The organism is Plesiocystis pacifica SIR-1 (assembly GCF_000170895.1).
Classification (GTDB): Bacteria; Myxococcota_A; Polyangia; order Nannocystales; family Nannocystaceae; genus Plesiocystis; species Plesiocystis pacifica.
This window is the reverse complement of sequence record NZ_ABCS01000067.1, coordinates 43,769-55,637: the sequence shown is the minus strand read 5'-3', so window position 1 is coordinate 55,637 and position 11,869 is coordinate 43,769. Positions and strand designations below refer to the sequence as shown.

The following is an 11,869-nucleotide window of genomic DNA, read 5'->3' as shown; positions in this document are numbered from 1 at the left end:
TCCAGCGCTCATCGAAGTCGCGTTGCTCGCCAACATTGGGCGTTGAAAATTGCTGCAGCCGATGCCCGTAGGCGACAGCGGGGGATCCGACCCTCCCGGCCCGTGCCCGCCGTCCGCCGAAGCCAGAACTCGTTGCCAACTGCTGCAGCCGATGCCTCTGTAGGCGACAGCGGGGGAGCCGACCCTCCCGGCCCGTGCCCGCCGTCTGCCGAAGCCTGGGATCGATGCCAACTGCTGCAGCCGATGCCTTCAGGCCTCCTGACACCACGCTGTCAGGAGACCCAACCCAAAGACGAGGCTGCTGACACCACGCTGTCAGGAGCCCCAGCGCATACCGAGGGCGTCATGAACGACGCACTCACCAACCCCAACAAGCTCCTCCCCCTGCTCATCACCGACGCCCTCGCCGAGACCAAGGCCTTCTACGTCGATCGGCTGGGCTGGACGGCCGTCTACGACATGGACGGCTACCTGCAGGTGCGCAGCGCCGACGCCGAGGGCCCCGAGCTGGGCTTCATGGCGCCGGGGGAGCCGCCGCCCCTGCGTCAGGCCTTCGCGGGCAAGGGCCTGATCGTCTCGGTGCCGGTGGCCGACGCCGACGCGCACCACGAGGCGCTGAAGGCCAAGGGCTTGGCGCCGCTGACCGAGCCGAGCCGCAAGCCGTGGGGGTGGCAGAGCTTCTTCATCGCCGATCCCAACGGGCTGCTGCTCGACTTTTTCCACGTCGCGGCTGCGCCGGCCATGGCTCCGGCGGTCTGAGGCGTGAGTCGGTCCGCGCGGTGGTAGCTTGGCGACGACCATGCGCCGCGCGGATCGCTTGTTTCAGATCGTCTCGCTGCTCCGCGGCCGTCGCATGGCGACCGCGGCCTGGCTCGCCGAGCGCCTCGAGGTCAGCGAGCGGACCATCTATCGCGACATCCGCGATCTCGCCGGCTCCGGCGTGCCCATCGAGGGCGAGGCCGGGGTCGGCTATCGCCTGGCCAAGAGCTTCGAGCTGCCCCCGATGATGTTCAGCGTCGACGAGATTCAGGCCCTCGTGCTCGGGGCGCGGATGGTCGAGACCTGGGGCGACGACGAGCTGCGCGGGGCCGCTCGGCGGGTGCTCGACAAGACCACGGCGGTGCTGCCCGAGGAGCAGCGCGGGATCATCGACGAGACCGCGCTGTTTTCGATGTCCTTCCGCGTGACCGACGAGGTCCGGGCCCACCTGGCCGTGGCCCGCCGCGGCGTGCATGAGCGGCGCAAGCTCGAGTTCAGCTACGTCGCCGAGGCCGGGGCCACGAGCGAGCGGATCGTCCGACCGCTGGGCCTCTACTTTTGGGGCCCGAGCTGGAGCCTGGGGGCGTGGTGCGAGCTCCGCGAGGACTTTCGCAACTTTCGTCTGGACCGAGTCGAGCGCATGGCGCTCCTCGACGCACAATTCGAGCACGCCTCCCCGGTGACCCTCGAAGACTACAGGGCCGCGATGCGCAAGTGCTGACGCAGCTGCGTTCGTTTTTGCACAGCGCGCGTTTGGGAATTTCAGGAATTTTCATCCATGCGCGCCCTCTGGTGACCACCGCCCTTTCGTGCCTTCCGATGTAGCTCGGGGCGCGAAGCATCCCCTCGGGTGGGTGCCGACCGCCTACCTCGCCGAGGGCATCCCCTTCGCCATGGTCATCTGGGTCGCCGGGACCCTGTTCAAGGATCTCGGCCACGCCGACGGCGACATCACCGTGGCGCTGGCGAGCATCGGCCTGGCGTGGTCGCTCAAGCCCTTTTGGGCGGCCTTCCTGGACATGTTCCGGACCAAGCGCTTCTTCGTGCTGACCATGGAGCTTGCGATGGCCGTGCTGCTCGGCCTGGTCGCCCTCGCCCTGCCGCTGCCCAACTACTTCCAGGCGATCATCGCGATCTTGTGGGTGCTGGCCTTCGCCTCCGCCACCCAGGACATCTGCGTCGACGGCATCTACATCACCTCCCTCGACGAGGAAAAACAGGCCGCGTGGATCGGCGTGCAGGGCATGGCCTGGAACGTGGGCCGGATCTTCGCGACCGCGGGCGTGGTCTGGGTCGCGGGCACGCTCAAGGAGTCGAACTACACGCCCAAGGCCGCGTGGGGCGTGGCCATTGGCCTGAGCGCCGCGACCATGGCCGCCCTGGCCCTCTACCACTGGGTCATGCTCCCGCCAGGGTCGAAGACCTCGACCGCCGAGACCACGGACGAGGTCGTCGAGACCTTCGTCGACACGGTCAAGGACTTCTTCTCCAAGGAGAAGATCTGGGGGATGCTGGCCTTCGTCTTCCTGTTCCGCAGCGCCGAGGGCCTGCTGCTGGTCGAGGCCCCGCTGTTCTTGCAGGCGCCCCTGGCGGACGGCGGGCTGGGCATGACCCTGGTCCAAAAGGGCGTCATCGACGGGACCATCAGCACGGCGGCGAGCATCGTGGGCGGCTTGCTCGGCGGGGTGTTCGTGTCGCGCCACGGCCTCAAGAAGAGCTTGTTCTTCCTGGCCCTGTGCCTCAACGTCCCCAACCTCTGCTACGTCTACCTGAGCTGGGCCGTGACCCCGGACGCGCCGCTGTCGATGACCACCATCGGCATGCTGGTGACCATCGAGAAGTTCGGCTACAGCTTCGGCTTCGTCGGCAACATGCTGTACATGATGCAGCAGATCAGCCCGGGCCGTTACCACATGACGCACTATGCGTTTTGTACGGCGCTGATGAACCTGGTGCTGATCCCGACGCAGATGGCCAGCGGTCCGTTGGCGGACTGGATGGGCTACCGGGCCTACTTCATCTTCGTCATCGTCGCGACCATCCCCTCGCTCGTCGCGGCGAAGCTCGCTCCTTTCCCCCGACGCCCCGACGCCACCCACGAGCTCGCGGGCGACGACGCGCCTGCGCCCCCACCCGGCGCCGGCCCACCCAAGACAGCAAAACCAGATCCATGACCGATCACGCTTTTCCCGAGGACTTCGTGTGGGGGGTTGCGACCTCCTGCTACCAGATCGAGGGCGCGGCCCAGGAGGACGGCCGCGGCGAGTCGATCTGGGACCGCTTCGCGGCAACCCCAGGCAAGGTCATCGACGGCAGCAGCGGCGCGGTCGCCTGCGACCACTACCACCGCTACGTCGAGGACGTGGCGCTGATGAAGTCGCTCAACGTCCCGGCCTATCGCTTCTCCATCGCCTGGCCGCGGGTGGTCCCGGCGGGCCGCGGGGCGGTCAATCAAAAGGGCCTCGACTTCTACTCGCGCCTGGTCGACACCCTGCTCGAGGCCGGGATCAAGCCCTTTGCGACGCTCTATCACTGGGATCTGCCCCAGGTCCTCGAGGACGAGGGCGGCTGGTCCAAGCGCGAGACCGCCAAGGCCTTCGTCGACTACGCCGAGGCCGTGGTCCGTCACCTGGGCGACCGGGTCACGGACTGGATCACCCACAACGAGCCGTGGTGCGCGAGCATGCTCGGCTACGAGATGGGCGTGCACGCGCCGGGGGTCGTCGACAAGGCGCGGGCGATCGTCGCCAGCCACCACCTGCTGCTCTCCCACGGCTGGGCCATGCCGGTGATCCGCGAGCACTGCCCGGGCGCCCGCGCGGGCATCACCTTGAACCTCCAGCCCATGGAGCCCGCCTCGGACAGCGCCGCCGACCACGACGCCTGGCGCCACTCGGACGGCCACTTCAACCGCTGGTTCCTCGACCCCGTGCACGGCCGCGGCTACCCCGAGGACATGGTCCGCGACTACATCGCGGGGGGCTTTTTGCCGGCCGAGGGCATGACCATGGTCCAGCCGGGCGACCTCGAGGCCATCGCGGCGCCGGCCGACTTCCTCGGCGTCAACTACTACAACCGGATGATCATCCGCAGCGAGAAGATCCCGGAGGCGCAGAACGATCCGGTGATCCGCTCGCTCGCGCCCAAGGAGGAGTGGACGGAGATGGGCTGGGAGGTCTACCCGAACGGCCTCTACCAGACCCTCATGCGCGTCTACCTGCACTACGGGCCGCGCAAGATGTACGTCACGGAGAACGGCTGCAGCTACTCCACGGGCCCCGACGCCGACGGCCAAGTCCCCGACGCGCGGCGCGTGGCCTACTTCCGAGATCACCTCCGCGCTGCCCATCGGGCCATCGCCGACGGGGCGCCCCTGGCGGGCTACTTTGCCTGGTCGTTGATGGACAATTACGAGTGGGAGCGAGGCTACGGCCAGCGCTTCGGGATCGTCCACGTCGACTACGAGACGCAGGCCCGGACGCCCAAGGCGAGCGCCGAGTTCCTGGCCAAGGTGTTCGCGGATAACGCTGTTCCTGTGGACGAGACGCCCGCGTGAAAGCCGCCAGGTCGATCGCCGCGCGACAAAGCTTCATCCATTTGGACCGGCCCCACACCACAGGCCCAGGTATGAAGCCGGGTCGTCTAGCGGGGCTTGGAAGCGGGGCGTTTGCGCTGTCGGCGCTCGTGGCCTCGACCTCGGCCTGCTCCAAGTACGAGCCCGTGGGCGAGATGGACGAGGCCGCCACCATCGACGAGGGCGGCGACGGCAACACCAGCGACGACGACGCGGGCGAGTCGAGCAGCGGCGGGGGCGAGGAGAGCTCCAGCGGCGAGGCCTCGACCACCAGCAGCGAGCCGCCGCCCATCGCCCCCAACGGCTACTATGTCCTCGGCAACCAGATCTACGACGCCGAGGGCAACGTGCACGTGTTCCGCGGCGTCGACCGGCCCTCGCTCGAGTGGGACCCCAACGGCGAGGGCCTGTCCGCGGAGGACATCCAGCTCATCGCCGGCTGGAACGCCAACGTGGTCCGCGTCGCCATCAACCAGGGCTTTTGGCTCGAGGGCTCGGTGGTCTACGACCCGAGCTACCGCCAGCGCGTCGACCAGGTGATCCAGTGGTGCGAGGACGCCGGCATGGACGTCATCCTCGACCTGCACTGGTCGGACCGCGGCGACTTCTCCGTGGTCCCCGGCCAGCAGCGCATGGCCGACGAGAACTCCCGGGCCTTTTGGCACAGCGTCGCCGACCGCTACAAGGACGACGGGCGCGTGCTCTTCGAGCTCTACAACGAGCCCCACGACGTGGCCTGGTTCGTGTGGCTGCACGGCGGCGACTCGGGCGACGGCTTCCAGGTCGTGGGCATGCAGGAGCTCTACGACACGGTCCGCGCGACCGGGGCCCACAACCTCGTGCTCATCGGCGGCCTCGACTACGCCTACGACCTCTCGGGCGTGCCCAACCACCGCGTCGAGGGCTACAACATCACCTACGCCGCGCACCCCTACGACTTCCCCACCAAGCAGCCCGCTGCGTGGGAGGCCGACTGGGGCTTCCTGGGCGAGAGCGATCCGATCATCGTGACGGAGTTCGGCAGCTTCGACTGCAACCCGAACTACTCCCAACAACTCATCGACTACGCAGAGCAGCGAGGAATGTCCTGGTCTGCGTGGGCCTGGTACCCGGGAGGTTGCGACTTCCCGGCCCTCATCGACGCCTGGTCCGGCGCCCCCTCTGCGACCGGGCAAATTGTCAAGACGGCCCTCGAGGCCAACTAAATGGACGGAGAATCAACCATGCGAATCAAGACCCTACTCGTGTCATGCGCCACCCTCTCGCTGTTCGTCGCCTGCGGCGGCGACGACGGGGCCGGCAGCGGCTACACCACCGAAAACGCCGACGCGGACGAAGGTGAGGACGGCGACACCATGGGCGAGTCCGGCGAGGACACCGACGGCAGCACGGACGGCGACTCCGACTCCACCGACAGCGGAGATGGTGGCATCCCGATCGAGCCCGACAACATGATCGACAACTTCGAGGACGGCGACAACGCGCTGATCCCCAACGGCGGTCGTCAGGGCTACTGGTACACCTTCAACGACGCCAGCGAGGGGTCGACGCAGAGCCCCGCCGAGGACGCGGTCGCCCCCGAGATGGGCGGCGCGGCCGGGACCAGCATGGCCATGCACACCACCGGCAGCGGCTTCGCCGAGTGGGGCGCGGGCATCGGCATCGACCTCAACAACGCCGGCGACCCGGAGGGCATGACCAACGGCGTCAAGATGCCCTACGACTCCTCCTCGTACACCGGCATCGTGCTGATGGCCAAGGGCAACTCCCAGATCCGCGCCTCGGTCCAGCTCTCGTCGACCATCCCCCCCGAGGAGGGCGGCACCTGTGAGCTCGACTGCGACCCCCACGGCAAGGTCCTGCTGCTCACGGACGAGTGGCAGCAGTTCACCCTGCCCTTCGACGAGCTGAACCAAGAGGGCTGGGGCTCGCCGGCCGCTTGGGACTCGTCGATCGTCGTCGGCATCCAGTTCAAGGCTGGCAAGGACACCGACTTCGACTTCTGGGTCGACGAGATCGGCTTCTACTAGGCCTTCGCGCCCCCTCGAACCGCCCCTGCCCCCGCGATCACCATGAAGCGCTACGCGCCTGTTGGAGTGTCTGCCTGGGTCGTCCTTGGGACGGCCTGCGCGATGATGGAGTCGGACTCGTCGAGCCAGCCCCGAGGCTCGACGCAGGCGGTGACCTGCACGCGCTCGGCGGTGATCGAGGACGGCGAGAACAACGACCACCAGGTGGTCGTGCACGCCAACCGCAACGGCTACATCTACACCTTCCGCGGCGGCGACACCGAGGTCTCGCCGACCGCGGGGGCCGACGGGGGCGTGTTCACCATGAGCCTCGGCGGGGCCAACGGCTCGCAGCACGCCGCGCGCATGCACGGCACCGTCGGGAGCGACGACATGGCCTTCGCGGGGCTGGGCTTCAACTTCACCGACCCCCAGGTCGGCTTCGACGCGTCGCGCTACGAGGGCATCTCCTTCTTCGCGCGGCGCGGCGCGGGATCGGGCGGCCAGGTCCGCCTCAAGGTCCCCGACAGCAAGACCTTCCCGGCCGCCGGGGAGTGCACGGAGTGCTTCAACGACTTCGGCGTGGACCTCGAGCTGACCGAGGAGTGGCAGCACTTCGTGTTCGAGTTCGAGGAGCTCGCGCAGCTCCCGGGCTGGGGCGCGCCGCGGCCGGCGATGATCGACGCGGCCTCGGTCTACGGCCTCCAGTTCCAGGTCCAGGGCCCGGGCGCGGCCTTCGACATCTGGGTCGACGACGTGGCCTTCGTCGGCTGCGCCGGGGAGTCCGCGCCCGGCGAGCTCACCCCGATCACCGGCGGCAGCGAGCCGACCATCGAGGGCGACCACGACCTGATCCGCAACGCGAGCTTCGAGGCGGGCGCGCTCTCGCCGTGGGTGCTGACCCTGGGCCCGGAGGCCTCGGCCCGCGTCGAGATCGAGGACGGCCGGGCCTGCGTCGACATCGACGCCCCGGGCGAGCGCCTCTCGGACGTCCAGCTGCGCCACCGCGTGCGCCTCGAGGACGCCCACGCCTACCTCTCGGACTTCGTCGCGCGCTCGAGCCAGCCCACGGCCGTGCGCGCGCGGGTCGGCAGCGCGGGGCCGCCCTACGTCGACTACTGGGCCAGCCAGGCCGAGGTCGGCACCGGCGACCAGCGCTTCGTCGGCCACTTCGAGAAGCCGGGAGACGGCGCGCGGCTGGCCGAGCTCAGCCTGCAGCTGGGCGGCCCGTCTGCCAAGTCCGGCTCGCGCGTGTGCTTTGACCGGATCTCGCTGTCCGACCCCGAGTACACCCCGCCGCTGCCGCCCCTGGCCGAGCGCGCGCCCAAGGTCCGCGTCAACCAGATCGGCTACGCGACCAAGCGCCGCAAGCTGGCGGTGTTCGCCACCGCCGAGAAGCAGCCGGTGAGCTGGGAGCTGCGCCGCGAGGACGGCTCGGTCGCCAAGTCGGGCGAGTCGAAGGTGCGCGGCGAGGACTCGGCCTCTGGCGACTTCCTGCACCACGTCGACTTCTCCAGCTTCGCCGAGCCGGGCACGGGCTACACCCTCGCCCTCGGCGACCAGGTCAGCCCGCCTTTTGCGATCGGCGACGACCTCTACGAGGGCCTGCGCGGCGACGCCCTGGCCTATTTCTATTACAACCGCAGCGGCACGCCGCTCGAGCTCCCCCACGTCGCCGACGAGCGCTGGGCGCGGGGCCCGGGCCACCCCGGCGACGCCAAGGCGGCGTGTCGGGAGGGCAGCGGCTGCGACTACACCCTCGACGCCTCGGGCGGCTGGTACGACGCCGGCGACTACGGCAAGTACGTCGTCAACGCGGGCATCTCGACCTGGACGCTGCTCAACCTGTGGGAGCGGGCGGACGCCAAGGGCCGCGCGCGCCTGGGCGACGGGACGCTGAGCATCCCCGAGCGCAGCAACGGCGTGCCCGACTTGCTCGACGAGGCGCGCTGGGAGATCGACTGGATGCTGCGCATGCAGGTGCCCGCCGGTCAGCCGCACGCGGGCCTGGCCCACCACAAGCTCCACGAGGAGGCGTGGACGGGCCTGCCCCTGGACCCCTCCGCCGACGGCCCGCCCCGCTTCCTGCACCGCCCGAGCACCTCGGCCGGCCTCAACCTCGCGGCCGTGGCCGCCCAGGCCGCGCGGGTGTGGAAGAGCATCGACCCGGCCTTCTCCAAGCGCTGCCTCGACGCCGCCGAGCGGGCCTACGCCGCGGCCGTGGCCGAGCCCGAGCTCTACGCGCCCAGCGACGACAACGTCGGCGGCGGCCCCTACGACGACAAGTCCCTGTCGGACGAGTTCTACTGGGCGGCCGCCGAGCTCTACGCGACCACGGGCAAGGCCGAGTACGCCAAGGCCGTGAAGGAGTCGGAGCACTCGCCAAGGTCCAGGGCCCCAACGCCAAGGGGGGAGGGGGGCGCAGTCCTCGATGAGCTGGCAGCATGTCGGCAGCGTGGGCACCTGACGCTGGCGGTGGCGCCCAACAAACTCGACGCCAAGAGCGTCGAGCAGGCCCGCGCGGCGATCGTGACCGCGGCCCGGGGCTACTGCACCACGTCGGCGTCGAGGGCTACCCGGTCCCGCTGACCGCGGGCGGCGCGGCCAAGTACCCTTGGGGCAGCAACTCGCTGGTCCTCAACAACATGATCATCTTGGGCCTGGCCCACGAGTTCACCGGCGACGAGGCCTTCCTCGAGGGCATGCTCGAGGGCATGGCCTACCTTTTGGGTCGCAACCCCAACTCGCAGTCCTACGTCGCTGGCCACGGCACCTACCCGCTCTTGAACCCGCACCACCGCGCGTGGGCGACCCAGCTCGATCCGGCCTTCCCGCCGCCGCCCCCCGGGGCGATCTCGGGCGGACCGAACTCGGATCTGCAGGACCCCTACGCCCAGGAGGTCGGCCTGCCCGGCTGCCCGCCGATGAAGTGCTTCGTGGATCACGTCGAGTCGTGGTCGACGAACGAGGTGGCGATCAACTGGAACGCGCCCTTCGCCTGGGTGGTCGCCTACGTCGACGAACACCTGCGCCCTTAGAACGAGGGTCACAGACCCAACAAACGCTGTTCATCCCCAGAGAGGACCCACAGCAAAAAAGTCATCCAGTAACGGCCCGTGGGATCCACGGAGACGTAGGGCGTATTGCGCCCTGTGCCCCTCACAACCCCCTCGTAGCCGGAGTTTTCGCCCCATGCCACCACGCCTCGAACTCACTCATTACTCGCTAGCGCTCGCCCTGGTGACGCTCGTCGCCGCAGGCTGTGGCGACGACGGGAGGGGTGGAGACCGCTGGGCCACGAATGAAGTCGTGGGCGACGAGATCAGCGACATGGGGGAGGACAACGACACCCTCGACGAGTCGGCTGGGTCCTCGGAGTCCGACACGGGCGACAAGCTCGACATGGGCCCCGGCGGAAACGAAGGCGGGGGCATCCCCTGCGAAGAGGGGGGCGGCAGCGGTGCCGGCGGCGAGATCGAGTTCTCCAACATCTGGATCGCCAACTCGCCCGACGGGACCATCTCCAAGATCGACACGGTCTCGGCCACGGAGATCGGCCGCTTCCAGGTCACCCCGCAGCCGGCCAACAACGTGCTCGTCGGGCCTTCGCGGACCTCCGTGGGCATCTACGGCGACATGGTCGTCGCCGACCGCAGCGGCGGCCTGGCCAAGATCTACGCCCGCGAAGAGGACTGCTTCGACGCCAACGACAACGGCCAGATCGACACCTCGACCAACAACGTGCCGCTGCCCTACGGGGCCGACGAGTGCCTCGCGTGGCGCATCGACATTCCGCGCATGGCGGGGGTCTACGACGATCGTCGAGGCCCCCGCGCCGTTCAGTGGGCCCTGCCCGACAACATCGCGAGCTGCGACTTCACGGGCGCGAAGGTCTGGGTCGCGTTCTGCAACGAGTTCGACAACGACGGCACGGTCTGGCTGGTCGACGGCGACACCGGCGACCTCGAGGTCGAGATCCCGATCCCCGGGATGATGTGCGAGATGATGGGCCCCTACGGCGGCGGCCTCGACATCCAGAACAACTTCTGGTTCGTCGAGAACGACACCCGCAAGGCCCTGTACATGGCCAAGTACGACTGCGAGCCCGGGGGCGGCGAGAGCTGCTGGGAGGTCTTCGACCGCCCGGACGCCGACATGGACCCCTACGGCATCACGGTCGACTCGAGCGGCAAGGTGTGGATGGCTGGGCAAAACAACAGCCTCTACTACTACGACTCCGTCAACGCGGTGTGGGCCAACTTCAAGCCCGAGCTCGACGCCTTCTTCGCCAGCACGGGCCACCCCAACAACATCCTCCGTGGCCTGATGAAGGACAGCAACGGGGTGCTGTGGATCGCCACGGTCCAGGCCTTCGGCGGCGGCTCCTTCCCGGGCGTGCTCAAGGTCGACACCAACACCGACCCCTTCACCTACTCCTTCTACAGCAAGGAGTCCCTCGGCGGGCAGCTCCAGCACGCCGCCGGCGTCAGCATCGACGTCGAGGGCTTCGTGTGGCTCGTCGACACCTTCAGCAACGGCGCCTACAAGTTCAACCCGAACAACCCCGCGGACTACACGCGGGTCGACGGCCTCAACCAACCCTACACCTACAGCGACATGACGGGCTTCGCGCTGAATGAGGTCGGCTTCCCGCCGGTGGGGTGAACCATGGGGCGCTTGCGAAGCATTTCACTGATCGCGCTCTTGGGCCTGGGCCTGAGCTCGGCGTGCACGCTGGAGCCCGAGGGCGACTGGCAGTTCGCCTCCCTGGGCAGCAACGTCGACGAGGAGGTCGGCGAGTCCGCGGACGAGAGCGACTCGGACTCGACCACGGACAGCGAGTCGACGAGCGAGAGCGACTCGACTTCCACGTCGAGCGACTCGTCGAGCGAGAGCGACTCCACGAGCTCGAGCGACTCATCGAGCGAGAGCGATTCGAGCGAGAGCGACTCGTCGAGCGAGAGCGATTCGAGCGAGAGCGACTCGTCGAGCGAGAGCGATTCGAGCTCGAGCGACTCGTCGAGCGAAGACACCTCGACCTCGACGGACTCGTCTGGAGACGGCGACGGCTGCGACGGCATCCCGAGCCCGGGCGGCATGGGGCCGTGCCCGCCGGAGTGCGACAGCTGCAACAACAACCGCTGCCAGATCGAGTGCCTCATGGGCGGCGGCTGCAACGGGCAGAGCCTCGTGTGCCCGCCCGGATGGCCGTGCGACGTCAACTGCGACGGAAGCGGGGCGTGCCAGGGCGTCAGCGTCACCTGTGCCGACGGAGACTGCAGCGTATCGTGTGGCAACGGCGGCTCGTGCAATGACGGCACCGTCGTGTGCGGCACCGGGCAGTGCGCGGTGTCCTGCACGGGCGGAGGCAGCTGCAACAACCTCGACGTCACCTGCGGACCGGACACCTGCTCGGTCATGTGTGGCGGGACAGACAGCTACAACCCGCAGCTCCTCGACTGCGGCAGCTCGTGTGACTGCTCCACGGCTGGCTGCTGACGGATCAACGTGCGACTCCACTCTGCGC

General features: G+C 68.7%; 10 protein-coding genes. All 10 read left to right on the top strand.

The annotated features are described in order from the left end of the window. Positions 1-345 precede the first annotated feature (345 nt). The 10 genes from PPSIR1_RS27805 to PPSIR1_RS27765 all read left to right on the top strand — a co-directional run bounded on the left by PPSIR1_RS27805 (position 346) and on the right by PPSIR1_RS27765 (position 11,841). Positions 346-759, top strand: a complete 414-nt coding sequence (locus PPSIR1_RS27805; protein ID WP_006974532.1) for a VOC family protein — start codon at positions 346-348, stop codon at positions 757-759. A gap of 40 nt (positions 760-799) precedes the next feature. Then, the gene (locus PPSIR1_RS27800) at positions 800-1,480 is read left to right on the top strand and encodes a helix-turn-helix transcriptional regulator (protein WP_045116881.1); all 681 of its coding nucleotides are present in this window, start codon (positions 800-802) and stop codon (positions 1,478-1,480) included. A gap of 133 nt (positions 1,481-1,613) precedes the next feature. Further along, the gene (locus tag PPSIR1_RS27795; protein WP_006974530.1) at positions 1,614-2,933 is read left to right on the top strand and encodes an MFS transporter; all 1,320 of its coding nucleotides are present in this window, start codon (positions 1,614-1,616) and stop codon (positions 2,931-2,933) included. Then, positions 2,930-4,315, top strand: a complete 1,386-nt coding sequence (locus PPSIR1_RS27790) for a GH1 family beta-glucosidase (protein ID WP_006974529.1) — start codon at positions 2,930-2,932, stop codon at positions 4,313-4,315. The genes PPSIR1_RS27795 and PPSIR1_RS27790 overlap by 4 nt, the downstream gene beginning before the upstream one ends. 128 nt (positions 4,316-4,443) lie before the next feature. Next, positions 4,444-5,538, top strand: a complete 1,095-nt coding sequence (locus tag PPSIR1_RS27785) for a glycoside hydrolase family 5 protein (protein WP_006974528.1) — start codon at positions 4,444-4,446, stop codon at positions 5,536-5,538. Positions 5,539-5,556: 18 nt separating this feature from the next. Further along, positions 5,557-6,363 (top strand): ICP22 family protein, encoded by an 807-nt coding sequence (locus PPSIR1_RS27780; RefSeq protein ID WP_006974527.1) that lies wholly within the window; start codon positions 5,557-5,559, stop codon positions 6,361-6,363. 66 nt (positions 6,364-6,429) lie between these two features. Next, the gene (locus PPSIR1_RS27775) at positions 6,430-8,931 is read left to right on the top strand and encodes a glycoside hydrolase family 9 protein (protein ID WP_198154629.1); all 2,502 of its coding nucleotides are present in this window, start codon (positions 6,430-6,432) and stop codon (positions 8,929-8,931) included. Between the two features lie 56 nt (positions 8,932-8,987). After that, complete coding sequence (locus PPSIR1_RS43985) at positions 8,988-9,380, top strand: glycoside hydrolase family 9 protein (RefSeq protein ID WP_006974525.1); 393 nt, start codon at positions 8,988-8,990, stop codon at positions 9,378-9,380. 271 nt (positions 9,381-9,651) lie between these two features. Continuing rightward, positions 9,652-11,007, top strand: coding sequence for a two-component regulator propeller domain-containing protein (locus tag PPSIR1_RS27770; RefSeq protein WP_006974524.1), 1,356 nt, complete (start codon positions 9,652-9,654; stop codon positions 11,005-11,007). 12 nt (positions 11,008-11,019) lie between these two features. Next, on the top strand, positions 11,020-11,841 hold the full coding sequence (locus tag PPSIR1_RS27765; protein WP_157596049.1) for a hypothetical protein: 822 nt from the start codon (positions 11,020-11,022) through the stop codon (positions 11,839-11,841). Positions 11,842-11,869 lie beyond the last annotated feature (28 nt).

Coding starts and splice junctions, on each gene's coding strand:
- PPSIR1_RS27780 (WP_006974527.1), top strand. CDS start 5,557: ATGCGAATCAAGACCCTACTCGTGTCATGCGCCACCCTCTCGCTGTTC.
- PPSIR1_RS27805 (WP_006974532.1), top strand. CDS start 346: ATGAACGACGCACTCACCAACCCCAACAAGCTCCTCCCCCTGCTCATC.
- PPSIR1_RS43985 (WP_006974525.1), top strand. CDS start 8,988: ATGATCATCTTGGGCCTGGCCCACGAGTTCACCGGCGACGAGGCCTTC.
- PPSIR1_RS27790 (WP_006974529.1), top strand. CDS start 2,930: ATGACCGATCACGCTTTTCCCGAGGACTTCGTGTGGGGGGTTGCGACC.
- PPSIR1_RS27800 (WP_045116881.1), top strand. CDS start 800: ATGCGCCGCGCGGATCGCTTGTTTCAGATCGTCTCGCTGCTCCGCGGC.